The sequence below is a fragment of the Haladaptatus rarus genome, assembly GCF_054177585.1.
Genome location: NZ_JBPEHG010000001.1, coordinates 166102 through 186493, shown reverse-complemented (window position 1 = coordinate 186493; position 20392 = coordinate 166102). Strand labels below are relative to the sequence as shown.

The window sequence follows — 20392 nt, the reverse complement described above, 5'->3', positions numbered from 1 at the left end:
TGACGACCACCTGGTCGTCACTCCTGTCCGTGACCGTCGTAAAAGGTTGTAGTGGACTCGCCGGGATTTGAACCCGGGGCCTCTCCCATGCCAAGGGAGTGATCTACCACTGATCTACGAGCCCGCGTCTGCATTCAGTTCTTCCCTGCGACCATTGATAAACCTCTCGAAATCCTCGCACCCGCGCTGAACCATATCACACTCACTGACCCACCGAACGACCGAATGGAAACCCTTTAACCGCTGAGAAAGGAATCCATCGATAGGGAACGGCACAGCCGCAAATCCGACTCGTCGTGAGATTTCACGGCTCTGGGATTGCGGACGTGCAACGTGGCTCTGACCACGACTGGCGGAACCCACCGCCAGCACTCTAGCGGCTCGTGCAGTTCCTATCCTCGAACAATGGCACGAATGCACACACGACGCCGCGGGTCATCCGGCTCAGACCGCCCCGTGGCAGACGAACCACCGGAGTGGAGCGACGTAGATGCAGACGACGTGGAAGACCGCGTCGTCGAGCTCGCGGAACAGGGACACAGCCCCAGCGAGATCGGGCTGAAACTCCGCGACGAGGGCGTGACCGGCACGCCTGTCCCGAACGTGAAGCTCGTCACCGGCAAGAAAGTGACCGAGATTCTGGAGGAGAACGACGCAGATTCCGACCTGCCCGAAGACCTCCGAAACCTGATGGAACGCGCCGTGCGACTGCGTGAGCACGTCGATGCGAACCCACAGGACAAGCATAACAAGCGCGCGCTTCAGAACACCGAGTCGAAAGTTCGCCGCCTCGTGAACTACTACCGTGGCGACAAACTCGACGCGGACTTCAAGTACTCGTACGACAACGCGAAAGAACTCCTATAGATGTCAACTTCCGGTCGAACCGCTTCCGAGGACGCCACTTCCGCGAGTGAGATCGCTGCGGCACTCCGCGACGCCGACTTCGTTCGGTTCGTCGCCCAGGCCGATGGCGACGCCCTCGCGGCGAGCGGCGTCCTCGCCCGCGCGTGTGCGACCGCCGGAATCCCGTTTCAGGTGAGCACCTCACGGTTCCCCGCCCAGCGCGCCGAGCGTCACGACGACCAATCGGTTCTCGTGACGGTCGGTGCGTCGGGTGGCGACGTGACACTGCTCGAACGTCCAGCGAGCGTCGTGGCCTACGAGGCCGCAGACGAGCTCGGTGGACGGCCAGACCCAGTGCTCGCACTGGCTGGCGTCGTCGCGGCTGGTGACCTACCGGGCGCGGACGAGACCGCACACCTGTTGGACGGTGCGGGCGACCGACTCGCACGCAGACCCGGCGTTTCGACGCCGACGGACGACCTGGCGGATGGATTGGCCAATTCGACGCTGATCCACGCCGGATTCTCCGGCGATCCGGGTGCAGTGCAGGCCGAACTCGCAGAACTCGGTCTGCCGGTCGAACTCGACCACGACGCCCACCGACGGGTCGCCTCGCTCGTCGCACTCTCGGTCGCAGGGCCGGAGAGTGCGACGCCGCAGGCAGGCCACGCGGTCGAGCGCGCACTTCGACCCTACGAACTCGTCGACGGCCCGTTTGCGACACTCGGCGGCTACGCCGACGTGCTCGACGCGGTCGCACGTGATCAACCCGGAACGGGCATCGCGCTAGCGCTCGGGCACGACGCTCGGGCACCCGCACTCGATGCGTGGCGCGAGCACGCAAGCGCATCCCACGCGGTTCTCCACGAGGGAACGACGGGCCGATACGATGGCCTGTTCGTCGCCCGAACGGACGACGCCCCGGTCGAGACTGCGGCACGGCTCCTCGGCGACTTCCGGTCACCAGAGCCGATCGCGCTGGTCGTGACGGATCACGAAGCCGCCGCAGTCGCCGTGACCGGTCGGGAGATCGATTCCGACCCGAGCACCAGTATCGGCGATGCGATGTCGACGGCCGCGACCCAACTCGGCGGCGACGGAACGGGAAGCGCACGACGGGGTTACGCGCGGTTCGACGCGGACGCAAAGGAGTTCCTTTCGGCATTTCGGGAGGCAGTATGAGACGAGCGACGATTCGCACGGAGTTGGCAGCCGCCGACCGTATCGCGGCGTCACTCGTGCCGGACAACACGCCCGAGATCGAAACGAGCGTGGAAGACGGGACAGTCGTGACGCATATCGAACGCGAGACGACCGGCGGACTCCAGTCCACTATCGACGATTACGTCGTGAACCTCTCGGTGGCAGCACAGACAGTAGCAATAGCGAACGACGACAGCAACACGAATCATGAGTGAACGATCAGTCTCAAAGAAGTCACAGCAAAAGCGGTGGTACACCGTCTTCGCTCCCGAGCAGTTCGACAGAGAGGAGCTTGGAACGACCCCCGCCGACGAACCGGACAAGGTGCTCGACCGCACCATCGAAACGACGCTCGGCGAACTGACGAACAACGCCAGCGAAAACAACACGAAACTGACCTTCAAGATCAACGACGTCGGTAGTGACGCGGCATACACAGAGTTCGTCAAGCACGAACTCACCCGCGACTACCTTCGCAGTCTCGTGCGACGCGGCGCCTCGAAGATCGAAGCGTACATCACGGTGCTGACCGCGGACGACTACCGCCTCCAGATCCAGCCCGTCGCGTTCACGACGAAGAAGGCAGACCACAGCCAAGAGAAGGCCATCCGCCGGACGATGATCGACCTCGTCAGGGATGCCGCACAAGACCGCACGTTCGACGACCTCATCGATAGCGTCGTCGAGGGGCGACTCTCCAGCGCCATCTACGGCGAGTCGAAGACCATCTACCCGCTTCGCCGGGTAGAGATCCAGAAGGCGACGTTGGAAGCCCACCCCGATGAGGTCGCAGAAGAAGAAGAGACCTCCGTGGACGTGGAAGAAGAAGACGTAGAAGTCTAATCGAAGGCGTTTCTTTTTCGAGCACACCGGATCACAGAGTGATCACTCGACGACTCCTCGATGGCTACTCGGTGACGACGATAGTGCCGGACATGCCCGCTACCTCGTGTGGGATGCAGAAATACGCGTACGTCCCTGGTACTTCGAACGTGTGCTCGTACGTCGCCTTTGGTTCGACCGTCCCTTTCCCTTTCTGCCAGGCTTTGCGGGCCGCCTGTTCGGAGTCGAAGCCACCGGAGGCGAAGTAGTCAGCATCCTCTGGAATGCCGTCCTCGTACGCGGTCACGCTGTGTCTCCGCATATCGGTGTTCGCCCACACGACGGTTTCCCCGGCTTTCACTTCGAATTCTCTCGGGTTGAAGGAACTCGATCCCATCCCGATGTCGCCCTTCGACGAGCCGGAGTTAGTGTTCAGCACACCCGCACACCCCGCCAGAGTAGTGGCTGCCGTCCCGGCGACCCCAGCGAGAAACGTTCGGCGATTCATAATTTTGGCTCTGGTCGCAGAGGGTATATGTCTCTCGGAATGTGGTTCGAGTGACAACCGTCGTTTCTTTGCTCGCCCGAGCTGGTGATGGGGATACTTCGATCTGGTACACTGAGTGTCGCTAATTCGGTCGGGTCGATGAAACGGAGACCCAATTTCAGCCGATTCGATGTCGACGGCTCGTCGTTTGTTGATAGTAGGGCAAAATACCGCACCGCCCTCGCCGCAGGCTTCCACCACTCCTCCCCGCCAGCGGTGGGGTGTGCTTGGTGCGCGCTTCACGCGCCCCTCGCACGATGTCCGCTGGCGCATCCCTGAGAACAGAATTCGGCCAGCCACCGCAATCGGAAGGCAGACCAGCCGACCTGGAGCAACCGGCCAGTCTTCGCACCAAGGCTGCGCCAGCGGACGCCACACGAGCACCGAGCGACGTGAGGGGCGAGTGTACTCCCGCGCTGGGGGGAGGGTTGGGGACACCTGCGGCGCGGTTGCGGTGCTGACCATCGCAGTTGCCGAAGACGAACCATCTGGAAGTCGCACTCATGGATGCCAACGACTGTATGTGCAATAACTAGACCGCACCAACGAAATCACAGAGAGACCCGATTCGGCAGCGATCCGACGTCCAGAACGTCACCGAAGATATCGCAAAAAGATCAAAACCGTCCTACTCGACCGCGCTCAGGGCCAGTTGCCGCCTTCGTTGTACGCGTCGACGACGCGCTGGATGGCGACGACGTAGGCTGCAGTGCGGAAGTTCGGCAGGTCGTGGTCCTCGTAGGCGCTCGTCAGGCCGTCGAAGGCATCGACGATGATGTCTTCGAGTTCGTCGTTGACGCGCTCTTCCGACCAGTAGAAGCGCTGGCGGTTCTGCACCCATTCGAAGTAAGACACCGTGACACCGCCTGCGTTGGCGAGGATGTCGGGGAAGACGTGGATGTCGCGCTCCGTGAGCACGTCGTCGGCCTCGGGCGTGAGCGGTCCGTTCGCGGCTTCGACGATGACGTCTGCCTGCACGTCCTCTGCGAGGTCGCCGTCGATCGCGTTCTCCAGTGCCGCGGGCACGAGGAGGTCGACGTCGAGCGTGAGGAGTTCTTCGTTGGTGAGTTCCTCGTCCGCGCCAGCGTAGCCGACGACGCTGCCCGTCTCGTTCTTGTGGTCTTTCACGTCGCGGGCGTGGAGACCCTCTTCGTTGTAGACGCCACCGCTGGAGTCCGAGACGGCGACGATCTTCGCGCCGAGATTCTCGATGAGTTTCGCGGCGATCCAACCGGCGTTCCCGTATCCCTGCACAGCAACGCTCGCGCCTTCCATCTCTTTGCCGAGGTAGTCGAACGCTTCGCGGGCGGTGAGCATGGTCGAGCGACCCGTCGCTTCGACGCGACCCTCACTGCCGCCGCTTTCGAGCGCTTTACCGGTGATGACACCCGGCGCCGTCGTGTTCTCCAGCGTCTCGTAGGTGTCTTTGATCCAGTTCATCTCCTGCTGGCCGGTGTTCACGTCCGGTGCAGGGATGTCGCGGTCTTCGCCGATTATCGGCCGAAGTTCCTTGGCGAACGAGCGCGTGACACGCTCCAGTTCCGCCTCGCTGTACTCGGAGGGGTCGATGATGATTCCGCCTTTGCCGCCGCCGTAGGGGATGTCGACGGTCGCCGTCTTGTAGACCATCCATCCGGAGAGGGCTTTCACTTCATCACGGGTGACGCCTGGGTGGTACCGAATGCCGCCCTTGTACGGGCCGCGGTCGCCGTTGAACTGCGAACGGAACGCTCGGAAGACCTTGATAGAACCGTCGTCCATCTCGACAGAGAGGTTCGTTTCGAGCACTCGCTCGGGGTTTTTGAGACGTTCGAGAACGTCCTCAGACACATCGATGTACTCGGCAGCGTCATCGATCTGCTCCTGCAGACTTTCGAACGGATTGGCTTGTTCGGACATCCTCTGAAAATCTCCGCCACCGACTGTTAAGCATGGCGAAATGCGTATGCGCTAAAACCCTTAAAGTGGATTTAAGGAGTATTAATATCATCTGCATCCGCGTATTCGATGATACGCTCTGCCTGCGCGATGAGTGGTGCGTCGATCATCTCACCATCGACACGGAACACTCCACGTCCCTCTTCGTCGGCGGTTGCCTTCGCCGCCAGCACCTTCTCGGCCCACTCCACGCGCTCCGGGGCTGGCGTGAACGCTTCGTTTATCGGGTCGACCTGTGCCGGATGGATCGCCATCTTTCCGTCGTAGCCCAGTTCGATGGCAAACTCGGTCTCCTCACGCAATCCGGCGGTGTCTCCGAAGTCGGTGTAGACGGTATCGATGGCGTCCACACCACCGGCGCTCGCGGCCAGAACGACGTGCTCTCGGGCGTAGAGCACTTCTGTTCCTTCGTCGGTTCGAGTTGCACCGATGTCCGCCGAGAGGTCTTCGGCCCCGAAGACGAGGGCATCGGTCGCCGCAACCTCCGCGATCGCCTTCGCGTCGAGCACACCAGCGGCGGTTTCGACCAGGGCGAGAACGGGCACCTCGCAGTCGTGTTCGGCGAGGAGGCGGGCTAGCGTCTCGACATCGTCTGCAGACCCCGTCTTCGGGAGCATGACGGAGTCGAGCGAGTCCACACCCGCCGCGACTCCGCGCAGGTCGTCGTCTGCCGCGATTCCAGTCGGGTTGACGCGTACACACACCTCGCAGTCGGGGTCGAATTCGGGGTCGGAGAGAACCTCGCGGACTGCGTCGCGTGCCTCTTCTTTTCGCTCGGGCGAGACTGCATCTTCGAGGTCGAACACGATGACATCCGCTCCTGCTCCGGGGGCTTTGCGTAGCATCTCCGGGCTGTCGCCCGGCGTGAACATGACGCTTCGTCGTGGCATACGCGAGGCGACGCAGGGACGAGATTTCAACCCACCGGGAACGGTTATGTCGTCGCTCACCAGTGAGCTATCATGGCTGACGAAATCGAAAGCGAAGGGATGGGGACTAGAATCGCCATCGGCATCGCTCTCGGTGCGGGCATCGGTGTCGCACTCGACGATATCGCGCTCGGAATCGGTATCGGTCTCGCGCTGGGCGTCGGTATCGGTGCCAGTCTGTCGGGGCGATAAACTCGTCGGAAAATCGTGACCGCCCTGAATCCCGTCTCAGGGCCAGAGACCGCGTGCCTGATGTGCCTCCGCGATGCGCGAGAGACCGACGATGTACGTCGCGTCGCGCCACGTCACATCGCGGGCTTCGACCTCCGCACGGACATCGTTCCAGGCGTTCAGCATCTCGGTTTCGAGTTCCTCGTTCACGCGGTCTAACGACCACTGGCGGCGGTTGATGTCCTGCAACCACTCGAAGTACGACACCGTGACACCGCCCGCGTTGGCGAGGATGTCCGGAATGACGTGGATACCGCGTTTCTCCAGGATCTCGTCTGCGGTGGTCGTCGTCGGGCCGTTCGCACCTTCGACCACGATGTCGGCCTTCACGTCGCTGGCGTTCGCTTCGGTGATGACGTTGCCGATCGCAGCCGGGATGAACACGTCGACGTCCAGTTCGAGCAGTTCGTCGTTCGGAAGGTGTTCGGGCGCATCGTAGGTCGTGACCGCCTCGGGTTCTTCTTCGTGTGTCGGGATGTCGTCGATGTCCAACCCGTCCGGGTCGTAGATCGCGCCGTTCACGTCGGAGACGGCGACGACGTTCGCGCCCCATTCGTGAAGTGCGAGTGCCGCATTCGCGCCGACACTGCCGAATCCCTGGATGGCGACCGTCGTGTCTTCGAGTGGGTAGTCGTAGTACTCACAGGCCTCTCGGGCGATGATGGCGACCGAGCGTCCCGGTGATTCTTCGCGACCGTACGACCCACCGATGACCGGCGGTTTGCCGGTGACGACGCCGGGTTGGGTTTCACCCTCCTGCATCGAGTAGGCATCCATGAACCACGCCATCGTCTGTGCGTCGGTTCCCATGTCGGGAGCAGGGATGTCGCGCATCGGGCCGATGAAATCACGCAGCTCCTCGGCGAATCGCCGGGTGAGTCGTTCTTTCTCTCCGGTGCTCAGTTCCTTCGGGTTCACGACGATGCCGCCTTTCGCACCCCCGAACGGGATGTCCATCACGGCACATTTCCACGTCATCCACATCGAGAGACCGGTACACTCCTCTTCGGTCACGCCGGGATGATAGCGCATTCCTCCTTTGAACGGTCCGCGCACGCTGTCGTGCTGCGCACGGTAGCCGGTGAAGATGTCAGTGTCGCCGTCGTCTCGTTCGAGCGGAACCGACACGCGGTGGACCTGGTCGGGATGTTTCAACCGCTCGATGATACCGCGATCGATATCGAGATGCGTCGCAGCACGTTCGAGCTGGCGTCGGGCTGTTTCGACCGCCGTTTCCGGTTCCTCCGTCGTCTGCTTTCCAGTGGATGACATGATGGTGTGCCTCTGACAGGGCTGGCCGGTTGGTGGGTGGTTACCCGAGAAAGAGCTTGCTATCCAGGTCGGAAGCGATATGCGATACCACCTCACGGGGTCGGGAACAACGTGCGACTGAGGACGTCACACGTGGCCGGGAACCTACTGTGGGAAGGCGTAGACCGTCCCCGAAACGTCACCGGCGTAGACGGCGTCGCTGCCGACCGCTGGCGAGGCAACCAGTGCGTCCTGAGCGCGGAAGCGCCATCTGATCCGGCCATCGGCGCGGTCGAGCGCGAATACTTGACCTGCGTCGTTGCTGACGATCAGCAGCTCGTCGGTGAGGACTGGCGAACTCCACACGCGTGACCCCGTCTGGACGCGCCAGCGAACCGTCCCTTCGCGGGCGTCCAGCGCGTAGACGTGGCCGTCCGCACAGCCGACGTAGACGATGCCGCTCATGACGACGGGCGACGACCAGATGCCTGCTTCCTTTCGGTATCGCCACTTCGTCTCACCGGTTTCGGCGTCGAGCGCGTACACTCGGTCGCCGTCGACGGTTCCGACGTACGCCGTGTCGTCGACGACTTCTGGAGCCCCTGCGATGGCGAGGGAGGGTGCGAACCGGAAACGCTCGCTGCCGTCCGTCACGTCGTGGGCAAACAGTCCACCGTCGAGTCCGGTCACGTACAGGGTGTCGCCAGCGATGTGCAGGGAGGTGAGTGCCCGCGCTGGACTCCGATACGAGTCCTGTACGTCGCCGGTTTCGGCATCGAGGGCGAACACTTGTCCATCACGAGCTGCGACGTAGAGGGTATCACCGAGTAGTACCGGCGACACTTCTACTCCAGCATCGGTCTCGTGTTGCCACTCCAATGCGCCGTTGGTGGCGTCGAGCGCGAACAAGTTCCCACTGCGGTCACCGACGTAGAGCAGTCCGTTCCCGACCGTCGGTGTCCCGACCGCGTTCGGAGCCTGGAACAGCCAGTTGCTCACGCCAGTCCGGCGGTCGATACCGCAGGCGAATCCGTTGCTGGTTCCGACGTACACCGATCCATCACGGATGATGGGTTCCGTCTCGACCGGCCCGCCCGCTTGCGCGTACCAGCGCGCACGGACGCGGTCGCCTGCTGGTGGCGTCTGATCGAGGTAGAGTGCATCCCTGTCGTCGAACACCTCGTTCGAGCCTGGATGCCAATCGACACCTCCATCAGTCGAAGCCTGAGGAGATGCAGACTGTCGCTCTGTTTCCTCGTCAGCTATCGGCTGCCCAGGGTCGGACTGGGAGTTGCCACATTCGAACGACCACTCGACGCTTCGTGAGACGCGCGTGTCTCCGTGGGTCACCACCTGGTCGAACTGGAACTCACTTGTCGCAGTCATATCGAAGCTGGTAGGTTCTTCCTCGTATTCGGAACGAGAACCCGGTTCTGTCGCCTCGAATTTATGTCGATCTCCCGCCGAATGCCGTGTATTTCGGTCTTTCATGTTTTTCTCCCTACCAGAATTCGGTCTGACCACAAATCCCGTTCGAATAGAGTCTACTTTGTTATGCACCGGTTACATCCACCTGTCCACGGTGAAACAGTCGAAACGGTTGCAACAATCGGAGACAGACGAACCGGATAGTCGAGGCAGATATGACACGTTAACTGACGGTTAAACGGGATGGCAACCCCAGACCGACAGGATTTTTCCGGAACGTCCCACAGATTCCGCTATGACGGGGCTCTACTACGAGGAGTTCGAGGTCGGCCACACGATAGAACACGAGAAACGACGCACGGTGAGCGAGAGCGACAACCAGCAGTTCTGTGATATGACGATGAACCAGCAACCGCTCCATCTGGACGCCGATTTCGCTGCCGACACGCAGTTCGGCGAACGACTGGTCAACGGTCTCTACACGATGAGTCTCGCGGTCGGTCTCACCATTCCCGACACGACCGACGGGACCATCGTCGCCAATCTCTCGTACGACGAGGTCTCGCACCCGAACCCAGTCTTTCACGGTGATACCCTTCGCGCCCAGTCGACGGTGACGGACAAGCGCGAGACGAGCGACGGCGAGCGCGGGGTCGTCACGATGCACGTCGAGGTGTTCAAAGTCGATGGGGACGACGAGACGCTGGTCTGTGAGTTCGACCGAACCGTTCTGTCGCTGAAACGTCCAGAATAGCGGGTGCAGAAGTCTACGCTGCCATCAGCGAGACGTTGACGAACACCGCGAGTGTCCACGGGAGCGCGAGTCCCGCCGGGACGAGGGCGTTGTACTCTCGGGGAATGAGTGTTCGACCGCCGAATCCGACTGCGAGTGCGAACAGTTTCAACCCGACGAGCGAGACGAATCCGAACTGGGAGAGCGCACTCCGTGCGACCGGATTCGATTCGGTCAGGCCCGCACGCAGACCGATGTAGGTCGTGACCAGATCGCCGACGAGTGCGAGCAGGACGATGACCCACAGGATGCGCTCGGTGTCGCCGAAATCGAACCAGTTCGTGTGTCGAAGCCGGGCTGAAAACCGCTGGTGGTTCATGGGTAGTGTCGCGGGGAGTTCCCGCGTCATCCAGACCGACAGTGGATAGTAGCTTTATTATACAGCGATTTATCGACCGAATTCCGAACGTAGGCACTGCCTAAAGTGGCAGTTTCCTTTGAAGATGGCAACAAGACATATATTCGATGAAAATGCCGAATAAATGGGACATCACGAACGCTGTGACGATCGCGGGTTCTGTAAAATCACAAATGCGATGGCGAACAGTGGCCGAACGGCCGATCTACAGGATGGTTCCGTGCTTCTTGTCCGGGAGGTCTTTCTCCATGTCGGCGTAAAAGTCGTACCGCTGGACGAGTTCTTCGCGGAGGGTGCTCGGCGGCACGATGTCGTCGATGACCATCTCGCTCGCCATGCGGTGGACGTCGATGTCTTCTCGGTACTCCTCGCGGAGTTCCTGTTCGCGTTGGGCGCGTTCCTCGTCGTCCTCGATGGCGTTCAGTTTGTTCGCGTAGACGGCGTTGATGGCGGCTTCCGGTCCCATGATTCCGATCTCACCCGACGGGAGCGCGATGGTGCTCTGGGGGTCGTAGGCGGGGCCGGACATGGCGTAGATGCCCGCGCCGTAGGCTTTCCGGACGACGACCGACACCTTGGGGACGGTGGCGGAGGAGGTGGCGTAGATCATCTTCTTCCCCTTTTCGAGGATGGCGTCCTTCTCGACCTGCGACCCGGCCATGAAGCCCGGCGTGTCACAGAGATAGAGCAGGGGTACCTCGAAGGCGTCGCACTTCCAGATGAATTCGGCTGCCTTCTCGGCGGCGTCCGGGAAGATCGCGCCCGAACGCTGTGCTGGCTGATTGGCGATGATGCCGACCGGTCGGCCATCGATCCGGGCGAAGGCGGTGATGATCTCCCCACCGTAGTCGGGTCTGAGTTCGAAGTAGGAGTCGGCATCGACCACGCGCTCTATCACGTCGGTCATGTCGTAGGCCCGGTTCGGACTCTGTGGGATGACGGCGTCGATGCCCTCGGGCGATTTTTGCGGTGCCTGTGGCTCGCTCCGGGGTGGTTTCTCGTGGGCTTTGTCGGGGAGATAGCTGACGAGGTCGGCGACGAGTTCGCGGGCGTGTTCTTCGTCGCGGGCGACGAGGTCTGCACTGCCCGAATGTTCTGCGTGCATGTTCGCCCCGCCGAGGTCTTGCATGCTGATGTCTTCGCCCGTAACCATCTGCACCATCCGGGGAGAGGCGATGGCCATCGCGGACATCCCTTCGACCATGATGGTGAAGTCGGCGAAGACCGGGGTGTACGCCGCACCCGCGATACACGGCCCGTAGAGGACACAGATCTGCGGGACGCGCCCGGAGAGCATCGAGTGGTTGTAGTAGTATTTCCCGATCCCTTCCCGGTTGGCGAAGAAGCCGGACTGCTGGTCGATGCGCCCGCCCGACGAGTCCATCAGGTAGAGAACGGGGTTACCGCTCTGGAGTGCCCGCTGCTGCATGCGAAGGAACTTCTCGACACCCTTCGCTGCCATACTTCCGGCCTTGACCGTGAAGTCGTTCGCCATGAAGTGAACGTCGCGGCCCTCGAACTCGGCTGCTCCCGTGAGCAGGCCATCCGCCGGAAGCTGGTCGTCGGCGTCGAACTCGGCGAACTTGCCGTCTTCGAACTTCAAACCGTCCTCGCCGAACCAGAGGTCGAGTCGGTCGCGGACGAACAGTTTGCCCTTCTCGGAGAGGCGTTCTTTGTACTTCTCCGGGCCACCCAGTTCGATGTTCTCGATCTCCTCCCACAGCTTCATTTCGCGTTCCGTGGGTTCGAGGTCGTCCTCTTCCGGTGGTTCGCCGGGGTCGCTCCACGTGACGGTCGGTTCGTCTGCGTCGCCGACGTACACTTCTACCTCGCTCCGGACGTGCTTGGCGAGCGCGCTGGCGATGGCCGAGGCTTCCTCGTCGGTCGCCCCCTCGCCGATACGGACTTTCATGTCTGCGTGTCCGTGGGGTGATTTCAAACCGTTTTCCCTTTCCCGCGCAGCTAAACGAGTGCGTGCGGGTCGAGTAGTAGTCGATGAAAAGTGAGAGAGGGAGGGGTGTTGAGAAGCGTATGCGGGGTGACACGGAGAGGAAGCTAGACGAGCGGTTACTGTTCTGGCAGTTCCATCGCAGCGACGTGTTCGGCGTACTCTTCGAGGACAGGTTGCCCCCAGTAGCGGATCGACTCACTCCGCGTGTCGTAATCGATGATGTTCGCATCGGCCAATTTCGGAAGGTGCGTGTGGTGTAGGGACGCCTCCACGCGCCTCCGGTAATCGTCTGGAACGTCGTTTGGTGACGTTTCGGTTTCCCACGCGACGACCTGTTCGACGAGGTCAGAAAGCGTCGCCACTCCATCAGGAATCTCCGAGAGATGATGGATGGCAAATCGTCTTCGGCGCTCCGACAGGAGTTCGAAGATGTCATCGAATGAAGGCCTACTCACTCCTGGTTCAGCGCGAAGGACGTGGGGTGGATGTGCCGACGGTCGTTTCCCCGAGTCGTCACGATATGGTGACTCGTTGCTCATGCGACGCTCATCATCAGTTGACCACCGTCCGTAAAGAATGGTGAATCTAGACACCTAGAAAGCTGCCAATCGAAATGAAAACGGAAGCATCTCCGGTTCTATTTCCAACATGACTGTGTATCACACTATTCAGAGCTGCAACTACTCACAGTTACAACTGAGAGATACCCGGGTGAGTGGGACGATATGAAGATTACCAAGATGGTTCGTTTCGATTATGGATGATGTCCGAACACCCCCGATGAAACCGGAGATTCACCCCCACCGAGACGGAGCGAAAAACGGAATTAACGGTGTCGAGGGTTGACAGTCGAACCCATCGAGAGGAGTATAGTCATGCGACGATTCGCACCCATGGTGCTCGTGTTCGTACTCGTCGTGAGTCTCGCGAGCACGGGAACAGTCTCGGTGGTGCGACCGACAGACCGTCCATCGACGGATACCCCGGCAGTGTTGCCACCGAGCGACCGAACCGACCGACCGTTCTCCTCATCGCTCTTGCAGGACGAGAATCTCTCCGAGCGCGAGCGTGCAGCCGCGCAAGGGGCCGCGCAGGGGGCCCAACTGGCACAGCAACAGGGCGTTACTATCAGCCAACGACAACGACAGGCCGCCATCCGCGGTGCGGTACAGGCTGTCGAACAAGAACAGCGAGCGAACGTCACGCAGATTCAGGCCGCCGCGCGCGGCGGGGCCCACGGGACGTTACTCCAGAGTCAAGACGTTGAAGTGACGCAAATCCAGAGCGCGACGCAGGGCGCGACGAAAGGGGCGACGACGCAGGCGCAACGAGCGAGCGTCACGCAGGTACAGGCAGCCGCGTTCGGTGCCGGACACGGGGCGGTCGCTCAAAGCCAGCGCGCGACCGTCAAACAGGTGCAAGTGGCTGCGCGGGGCGCAGCTCGCGGTGCAACCCGAGGGGCGGTCCAGCGCGCCAGGCAGCAACAAAAGCAGAAGGCTAGCGTCTCGCAGATCCAGGAAGCAGCACAAGGTGCCGCCTTCGGGGCGCTCGACCAGAGCCAGCGGGTCGAAATCAGACAGGTGCAGTTCGCTGCACAGGGGGCGGCGACCGGCGCGCTTCAGAGCCAGCGTGCGAACGCCAAGCAAGTTCAGGTCGCGGCGCTCGGTGCGGCGCGAGGTGGCGTGACGCAGGTACAGCAGGTCGATGTCCGGCAGGTGCAGGCCGCGACGCGCGGTGCGGCCGCTGGTGCGATATCACAGATTCAACGGGCGACCATCATCCAGATCCAGATCGCTGCACAGGGTGCTGCCGCCGGGGGCATCAAGCAGTTCCAGCAGGCGACTGTCGAGCAGGTGCAGGCAGCCTGTCGAGGTGCAGCGGTCGGTGCATTGAGCGTCGTCCAGATCCAGATCGTGAACATCGTTCAGATCCAGATCGTCGCACAAGGTGCGGCACAGGGTGCGGTGCAGGGCGCAGTCCAGAAGCAGGTCGTCGAAGTGCGACAGGTACAGGCCGCTGCACGGGGTGCAGCCCGAGGTGGCATCACGCAGGTACAGACCGTGCGAATCCGGCAGGTGCAGGTGGCCTGTATCGGAGCCGCATCGGGAGCGGTCACACAAAGCCAACAGGCGAGCGTCACACAGGTGCAGGCCGCAGCGGAAGGTGCTGCGACGGGCGGCGTGAAGGCAAGCCAAAAGCAACGTGTCGATATCAGGCAGGTGCAGGCTGCGACACAGGGGGCAGCGACCGGAGCAGTCTCGCAGAGCCAACAGGCGAGCATCGTCCAGATCCAATCCGCTGCACAGGGAGCCGCCGCAGGGGGTGTCACGCAGATCCAGCAGGCTGACGTCGTGCAAGTACAGGCCGCTTCTGTCGGCGCTGCGGTGGGTGCAGCACAGGCGGCGGCACAACAGGACGTGAGCGATGCGAGCCAGATTCAGCAAGCCGCCCGCGAAGGGACGGCGCAAGCAGGCGAGACACTGACGACGGAGGAGGATGTCGAGCCGGAGGTGCTCCGGTCGGTCGCGGAGAACGAGGCCCAGCAGATCGAGGAGGTGACACCGACCACCACGACACAACCAGCGGCGACGACGCTGCCAGCACCTACCACGACACCGACCGAGACCACCCCTGTACCGACCCCGACGACCACGCCACAGATTCCGACGACGACACTACCAACCCCTACTACGACCGAGCCGACGCCTACGGCGGAACCGACGCCCACGACGACACCGAACGTCACGACAACGGCAAATGTAACCACGACGGCGAACGTCACGACACAGCCACCAGCGACGACTCCGCCAGCGACGACCCCGACACCACCACCAGAGACGACTACGCCGAATGTGACCACCACGCCAAACGTCACCACCACTGCACCGCCGACGACCACGCCGACCCCGGCACAGGTTTCGGTCGAGTTGAACTGCACCGAGGTCACCGTGAACGCTACGGAACCGGCGGAGTATCAGCTGACGGCCCTGCTCGTCAACGTCTCGGACACGCAGTCCGGCGTGCTGGTCGAGCGAACGATTCCCGCCGAGGACTTCGAGCAGGCACCGGATGGGAACGTCACGTGGACGAACAACACGACCGAACTCGACGTGGACGGATTCGTCTTCGTCAACGCGACGATATTCGACGCGAACGGGCAGGTCGTGGCGACGGCCGAGCAGGACGACGTGCAGGCGTGCATCGAACAAGAAGCGGCTGGACAGACGACGGCACAGGCTACGGAAGAGCGAGCGACGACTGTTCGACCGGCGACGACGCAGGTGGCACCAACGACGACCCAAACTCCGACGGCTCAGCCTGCAACGACGCAGGTGGTCGGCACTCCGACTGTGACATCGCCAGTCGCCGGGACGACGCAGTCAGGATAGCGACGAACACGACTTTCGATCCACGGAAAATAAAAACGACGAGATCGCGGGTTACAGCGTGGCTTCCAGTCTGTCGATGAGTTCTTGATTACCGATGTGGAGCGGAACGCGCTGGTGAAGTCCCTCTGGTTCCACGTCGAGAAGCGAGTGCTTACCATCCGACGACCGGCCACCCGCGGATTCGACGATGTACGCCATCGGGTTGCCTTCGAACTGGAGCCGGAGTTTCCCTTCGGGGCGCGACTGGAGTCCCGGATACGCGAACACACCACCGTAGGTCATCACCTGGTTCACGTCACCGATCATCGCGCCGCCGTATCGGAGTTTGAGCTCGTCTTCGATGGTACGAGCGTACTCGGTGAACTCGTCCGTCCAGTCGGGGACGCGACCACCGAAACCGTAGACGACGGGGTCGTCGGGGAGCGTCACGTCTTCTTTGACGGCTCGCATGTCGCCGTCCTCGACCGCGTACTCGGTCACCGTCCCCTCACGAGCGACCATCATCGTCGTGATCGGTCCGAACAGGACGTATGCCGCCGCGACGATGTTTCGTCCCGAAGCAGGGAGGGGCTCGTCGTAGGCGGCGACGATGGTTCCCATCGAGTTGTTCGATTTGAGGTTCGACGAGCCATCGAGTGGGTCGATGGCGACCGAGAGACCCTCTCCACAGTCGATCACCGCTTCGCGCTCTTCGCTCGCGAACTCGCCGACGCCGTCGATGGCCGTCAGTTTCGCTTCGAGGTACTCGTCGGCCCACACGTCCGCCGCCATCTGGGTTTCGCCACTGGGATTCTCCTCGTCGGCTTTTCGTCGCCGTCCCGTGAGTCCGCCCCGGATGTCGGGTGTGGCTGCCGCGACCGTCCCGATGATCTGGTCAACCGTATCCATCATTCGAGCGCTTCGTCTGCGGTTGCGCCCTCGAAGATGACCTTTTCGAGCGCGTCGAGGATACGCTCGGGGTTCTCACGCTGCCAGACGTTCCGACCGACTGCGAGTCCAGCACCGCCAGCGTCCATCACTGCTTCGACGCTGGAGAGGAACTCGTAATCGCTGGTCTTCGACCCACCGCTCATGACGACCGGCATGTCGGCGGCGGATTTGACGGCCCATTCCATCGACTCGCGGGAGCCGGGGTACTTGACCTTCGCCATGTCCGCGCCGATCTCCAGCGCGATGCGGGTCGCGTAGGCGATGGTGCTCTCTTTCGTGTCGTTCTTGAGACCCTGGCCACGTGGATACGACCACATCACGACGGGCATGTCGTAGTCGCGGTGGGCCTTCTCCTGAACGTCGCGGAAGTCCTCGTACATCTTCGTCTCGTGGTTCGACCCGGAGTAGACGGTGTAGCCGACCGCATCCGCACCGAGTTCGGCGGCGTAATCGACCGTCCAGTTCTTCGGCGAGTAGGGCTCGCCCATCCAGAGATTGCTCGTTCCGTTCAGCTTGGCGAGCAGATTCACGGAGTCGTCGTAGGAGGGGTAGTACGTCTCGGCGACACCTTTCTGAACGGCGAGACAGGTCACTGCGTCGTGGGTGGCGATATCGAATATCTTCTCGGGGTTCAGCGTGTCCGGTACGGAGCTGAAGTCGGCGGATGGTCCGTGCTCCAGACCGTGGTCCATTGCGAGAATGAGCGCCTTGTCGTCCCGAGTTACTGGTGAGTCACTCAGCGGAATCATCATTCCGAACTGCACCGACGAAATATATGAGTCTACTGGTCCTGTGTGAGTCGAAAACCCCCGTTTTCGTCACCCTCCGCAGTGCTAACGGGCGTCTAGGAACTACGAAGATAGTAAATTTACAGCAGTTCGCGTGCGGCGTCACGCCACTCGGTGACCTGCGCTTCGTCGAGGCGGAGCGAATCAGCGACTCGTTCCGGGGTGGCGATGGCCATGCTCCGAACCGAGATGATGCCTGCCTCGGCGAGTTCCGTCGCCAACTCGGCGTCGATTCCCGGTACGTCGGTCACCGGGTCGGGACTGCTTCGTTCGCGCCACGCTGCTTCCTCGGCTTGCGCGTCGCCGCTCCCATCGGTCGAGGCAGACGTTTCCTCCCAGTCGCCCGAACTCGCCGCGATCCACGCTCGCTCTTCGTCTTGTAGGCCGCGGATCTGGTTCGACCGGTCTGTCAAGTCCTCTCCCGACCCGCCGAACGACCACGACAGAGAGTGCTCTCTGCGTAACCGTCCTGCGACTCCCGGATTCACGCCCGCCTCGCGCAACATCTCGTAGGAGACGTTTCGTCGTAGAATGTCTTCAGCGTCGAACGTCGCGTCTTTGATGACCGTCGCCGTCGCTGGCCCGACGAACTGCACGTTAGTCGGGCGCGTCTCACCCAGTTCCTCCCCATCTGTGTCGTTTTCCGTCACGGTCTCACCGGCTCGTTTCCTTCTCACACCCCTGATTCTTGAATTTTTCGCAGGCAGTACCTATCCGTTACATCTGCTCAGCATGACAGAACGTGACGAGTCGGCGGTTCGGTCCGGGTTTCGCTACTCTTACAACTCTACCCAGTGCAGTCACCGACATGCGCACACTGGACGACATCGACACCATCGGCGTAGTCGGCGCAGGCACCATGGGCAGTGGCATCGCACAGGTCGCTGCCACGAACGGATTCGACGTGGTCATGCGCGACATCAAGCAGTCGTTCGTCGAGAACGGGTTCGACACCATCGAGAACAGCCTCGACCGCTTCGTCGCCAAAGAGAAGATGAGCGACGGCGAGGCCGAGGACGTCGTCTCCCGCATCACCGGCACGACCGACCTCGCAGACCTCACCGACTGCGACCTCGTCGTCGAGGCCGCCGTCGAGGACATGGACATCAAACAGGACATCTTCGCGGATCTGGACGAACTCCTACCTGAGGACGTGGTGCTCGCGACGAACACCAGCACGCTCTCCATCACGACCATCGCCAGCGTGACCGACCGCGAGGAACTCGTCGTCGGTCTCCACTTCATGAACCCCGTCCCCGTGATGAAGGGCGTCGAACTGGTCGTCGGCGAGAAGACCGACCGCGACGTGGTCGACCTCGCGCACGACCTCTCCGAGGAACTCGGCAAGGAGACGTGGGAGTCCGACGACAAACCCGGCTTCGTCACCAACCGAATCCTCATGCCGTGGATCAACGAAGGCATCCGCGCCTACGACGAGGGCGTCGCCAACAAGGAGGACATCGACAAGGGGATGACACTCGGGACGAACGTCCCGATGGGTCCGCTCACGCTCGCCGACCACATCGGCCTCGATATCTGCCTCGACGCCAGCGAGACGCTGTTCAAGGAGTTGGGCGACCGCTACAAGCCCGCCTACCTGCTCAAGCGCAAGGTCGATGCGGGCGATCTGGGCAAGAAAACTGGAAAAGGCTTCTACGAGTACTGAACTCTCGGTCTTCGATTTCGTACGTTTTCACAGACTTGCAAGACGTACCGTTACCATCATTATTGGGGTGTCTCAGTGACGTACCGGACATCGACATCAACACAGAGAAAAGACGACTCAGGCCTGGTGGAAGGGACGCTTTGCGATCGTTCGTCGGAGGTCGCCCAGCGTTTCGCGCTCCACGCCACCCGAAAGCGTCGTGAGGAGGGCGTGGACTTCTTCGCGGGGAACCTTGATTCCGGCGCGTCGAAGGGCGTCTTCGGGGCGTTTACGAACCTCGCGGAGCGTGCCGACCGCGAGGAGGTAGGGGATGGTCCACGCTACCAGGCGGTTTCCTTCCGCGCGTGGCATCGTCTCCAGATATGTCTGTGCGTCGTCCACGAAGCCGTGGGCGTGGTCGGCTGTGCGGGCGACGACGGCGGCGACGTCGTCGTGGTGTTGGGGGGCACAGAGGTCGTCCTGTGGCACGTCCTCGTCTTCGAGCCACGTCTCGGGGAGGTAGACGTTGTTCTCGTCGTGGTAATCGACGTACACGTCCTTCGAGACGTTGACGAGCTGGAGGAGGAGGGCGAACGATTCGGAGGTTTCCCGCATTCGCTTGGCTCGCTTCGAATCGGCGTCGCGGCAGACGAGATTCGTGATGAGTTCGCCGACCGTCCCGGCGACGTAGTAGCAGTACTCTTCGAGTTCCGGGAGGGTTCGAATTCGAAGCCCGCCGGTATCGGCGTAGCGTTCGACGAACATGGCCATCCCATCGACGAGTTCTCGGACGGGTGGGAGGACTGCCTGCTGGACGGACTCGGGAAATGCGGTGAACGTCCCGATGACGCGCGGTGCGTTCGCAACGACCGCCCAGTCGTCGCCACCGTCCTCGGGAAGCCATTCGTCGACGGCGGCGCGGAACTCGACCGCGGTCGTCGGGTCGTTCGGGTCGAGCGCGCCGTCGTAGAGTCGAAGGAGGGCGGCCTGTTCGTCGGGTGGGATGTGACCTGCATCCTCTATCGTGTCGGCAACACGGCAGAGCAGGTATCCGACGCAGATGGCGTCAGCCATCGGTTGGTCGAGCAAGTCGATGGTGATGGCGAACGTACGGGAGACCCCTTGAACCGCTTGGTGACACCAGTCGATGTCGGCCTGAGACGGCTCATCGGAGATCACAGAAGTTGGCTGGGAGCTATCCATTCTAATACTGAACCTTCCGGCCCTTCGGGCTGAGTCGGGAAAACCCCTTGGGCTTACCAGTTGTATTCGCGTCAAGAGGCTAATCTGTTGCGAATCTCCCTCGGCACGTCTTCGGGCGCGGAGCGAGTCGCAAACGCCAA

At 61.9% G+C, this 20392-nt stretch carries 20 protein-coding genes and 1 tRNA gene; 8 read left to right on the top strand and 13 right to left on the bottom strand.

Annotated features, from left to right (window positions below; translation table 11 throughout):
• Positions 1-52 precede the first annotated feature (52 nt).
• Positions 53-124: transfer RNA gene (locus ACR3FE_RS00980), tRNA-Ala, on the bottom strand.
• Between the two features lie 281 nt (positions 125-405).
• Here ACR3FE_RS00980 and ACR3FE_RS00975 point away from each other — a divergent pair.
• The 4 genes from ACR3FE_RS00975 to ACR3FE_RS00960 are packed head-to-tail and all read left to right on the top strand — an operon-like array spanning position 406 to position 2892.
• Positions 406-867, top strand: a complete 462-nt coding sequence (locus ACR3FE_RS00975) for a 30S ribosomal protein S15 (RefSeq protein WP_458204701.1) — start codon at positions 406-408, stop codon at positions 865-867.
• Positions 868-2028 (top strand): exonuclease RecJ, encoded by a 1161-nt coding sequence (locus ACR3FE_RS00970; RefSeq protein WP_458204699.1) that lies wholly within the window; start codon positions 868-870, stop codon positions 2026-2028.
• Positions 2025-2264 (top strand): KEOPS complex subunit Pcc1, encoded by a 240-nt coding sequence (locus ACR3FE_RS00965; RefSeq protein ID WP_458204698.1) that lies wholly within the window; start codon positions 2025-2027, stop codon positions 2262-2264. Before ACR3FE_RS00970 ends, ACR3FE_RS00965 begins: the two co-directional genes overlap by 4 nt.
• Positions 2257-2892 carry a 30S ribosomal protein S3ae gene (locus tag ACR3FE_RS00960; protein WP_458204696.1) on the top strand — a complete coding sequence of 212 codons (636 nt, stop codon included), beginning with the start codon at positions 2257-2259 and terminating at the stop codon, positions 2890-2892. Before ACR3FE_RS00965 ends, ACR3FE_RS00960 begins: the two co-directional genes overlap by 8 nt.
• Before the next feature lie 64 nt (positions 2893-2956).
• Here the strand turns inward: ACR3FE_RS00960 and ACR3FE_RS00955 are convergent, their stop codons facing one another.
• The 3 genes from ACR3FE_RS00955 to ACR3FE_RS00945 form a co-directional block, all read right to left on the bottom strand.
• On the bottom strand, positions 2957-3379 hold the full coding sequence (locus ACR3FE_RS00955; RefSeq protein ID WP_458204695.1) for a plastocyanin/azurin family copper-binding protein: 423 nt from the start codon (positions 3377-3379) through the stop codon (positions 2957-2959).
• A 681-nt stretch (positions 3380-4060) separates the two neighbouring features.
• Positions 4061-5317 (bottom strand): Glu/Leu/Phe/Val family dehydrogenase, encoded by a 1257-nt coding sequence (locus ACR3FE_RS00950; RefSeq protein WP_458204693.1) that lies wholly within the window; start codon positions 5315-5317, stop codon positions 4061-4063.
• A gap of 71 nt (positions 5318-5388) precedes the next feature.
• Positions 5389-6246, bottom strand: coding sequence for an HpcH/HpaI aldolase/citrate lyase family protein (locus ACR3FE_RS00945; RefSeq protein WP_458204691.1), 858 nt, complete (start codon positions 6244-6246; stop codon positions 5389-5391).
• Between the two features lie 72 nt (positions 6247-6318).
• On the opposite strand from ACR3FE_RS00945, the gene ACR3FE_RS00940 reads away from it, so the two are divergent.
• Entirely contained in the window at positions 6319-6477 is a 159-nt protein-coding gene (locus ACR3FE_RS00940; RefSeq protein ID WP_458204689.1) for a glycine zipper domain-containing protein, read from the top strand.
• 36 nt (positions 6478-6513) lie between these two features.
• Here the strand turns inward: ACR3FE_RS00940 and gdhB are convergent, their stop codons facing one another.
• Both gdhB and ACR3FE_RS00930 read right to left on the bottom strand, forming a co-directional pair.
• A complete protein-coding gene (gene gdhB, locus ACR3FE_RS00935) occupies positions 6514-7788 on the bottom strand; it encodes a glutamate dehydrogenase GdhB (RefSeq protein WP_458204688.1) in 1275 nt (424 codons plus the stop codon).
• 144 nt (positions 7789-7932) lie between these two features.
• Complete coding sequence (locus ACR3FE_RS00930) at positions 7933-9153, bottom strand: outer membrane protein assembly factor BamB family protein (protein WP_458204686.1); 1221 nt, start codon at positions 9151-9153, stop codon at positions 7933-7935.
• A 337-nt stretch (positions 9154-9490) separates the two neighbouring features.
• On the opposite strand from ACR3FE_RS00930, the gene ACR3FE_RS00925 reads away from it, so the two are divergent.
• Positions 9491-9949 carry a MaoC family dehydratase gene (locus ACR3FE_RS00925; protein ID WP_458204685.1) on the top strand — a complete coding sequence of 153 codons (459 nt, stop codon included), beginning with the start codon at positions 9491-9493 and terminating at the stop codon, positions 9947-9949.
• Between the two features lie 13 nt (positions 9950-9962).
• Here the strand turns inward: ACR3FE_RS00925 and ACR3FE_RS00920 are convergent, their stop codons facing one another.
• The 3 genes from ACR3FE_RS00920 to ACR3FE_RS00910 all read right to left on the bottom strand — a co-directional run bounded on the left by ACR3FE_RS00920 (position 9963) and on the right by ACR3FE_RS00910 (position 12836).
• Positions 9963-10337, bottom strand: a complete 375-nt coding sequence (locus ACR3FE_RS00920; protein ID WP_458204683.1) for a DUF5658 family protein — start codon at positions 10335-10337, stop codon at positions 9963-9965.
• A 214-nt stretch (positions 10338-10551) separates the two neighbouring features.
• Complete coding sequence (locus ACR3FE_RS00915) at positions 10552-12258, bottom strand: acyl-CoA carboxylase subunit beta (RefSeq protein ID WP_458204682.1); 1707 nt, start codon at positions 12256-12258, stop codon at positions 10552-10554.
• A gap of 155 nt (positions 12259-12413) precedes the next feature.
• On the bottom strand, positions 12414-12836 hold the full coding sequence (locus tag ACR3FE_RS00910) for a DUF7344 domain-containing protein (protein ID WP_458204681.1): 423 nt from the start codon (positions 12834-12836) through the stop codon (positions 12414-12416).
• A gap of 336 nt (positions 12837-13172) precedes the next feature.
• Between ACR3FE_RS00910 and ACR3FE_RS00905 the strand changes: the two genes are divergently transcribed.
• Positions 13173-15686, top strand: coding sequence for a hypothetical protein (locus tag ACR3FE_RS00905; RefSeq protein ID WP_458204680.1), 2514 nt, complete (start codon positions 13173-13175; stop codon positions 15684-15686).
• A 51-nt stretch (positions 15687-15737) separates the two neighbouring features.
• Here ACR3FE_RS00905 and ACR3FE_RS00900 read toward each other — a convergent pair whose 3' ends face one another.
• From ACR3FE_RS00900 to ACR3FE_RS00890, 3 genes are all read right to left on the bottom strand, one after another.
• Entirely contained in the window at positions 15738-16574 is an 837-nt protein-coding gene (locus ACR3FE_RS00900) for a class 1 fructose-bisphosphatase (protein ID WP_458205992.1), read from the bottom strand.
• Positions 16574-17365, bottom strand: coding sequence for a class I fructose-bisphosphate aldolase (locus tag ACR3FE_RS00895; RefSeq protein ID WP_458205991.1), 792 nt, complete (start codon positions 17363-17365; stop codon positions 16574-16576). Before ACR3FE_RS00895 ends, ACR3FE_RS00900 begins: the two co-directional genes overlap by 1 nt.
• 119 nt (positions 17366-17484) lie before the next feature.
• Positions 17485-18054, bottom strand: a complete 570-nt coding sequence (locus tag ACR3FE_RS00890; protein ID WP_458204678.1) for a DUF7409 domain-containing protein — start codon at positions 18052-18054, stop codon at positions 17485-17487.
• A gap of 158 nt (positions 18055-18212) precedes the next feature.
• Here ACR3FE_RS00890 and ACR3FE_RS00885 point away from each other — a divergent pair, with 158 nt between their 5' ends.
• Positions 18213-19070: a 3-hydroxyacyl-CoA dehydrogenase family protein gene (locus ACR3FE_RS00885; RefSeq protein ID WP_458204677.1), complete on the top strand. Its 858-nt coding sequence runs from the start codon at positions 18213-18215 to the stop codon at positions 19068-19070.
• Positions 19071-19187: 117 nt separating this feature from the next.
• Here ACR3FE_RS00885 and ACR3FE_RS00880 read toward each other — a convergent pair whose 3' ends face one another.
• Positions 19188-20252, bottom strand: coding sequence for a phytoene/squalene synthase family protein (locus ACR3FE_RS00880; RefSeq protein WP_458204676.1), 1065 nt, complete (start codon positions 20250-20252; stop codon positions 19188-19190).
• Positions 20253-20392 lie beyond the last annotated feature (140 nt).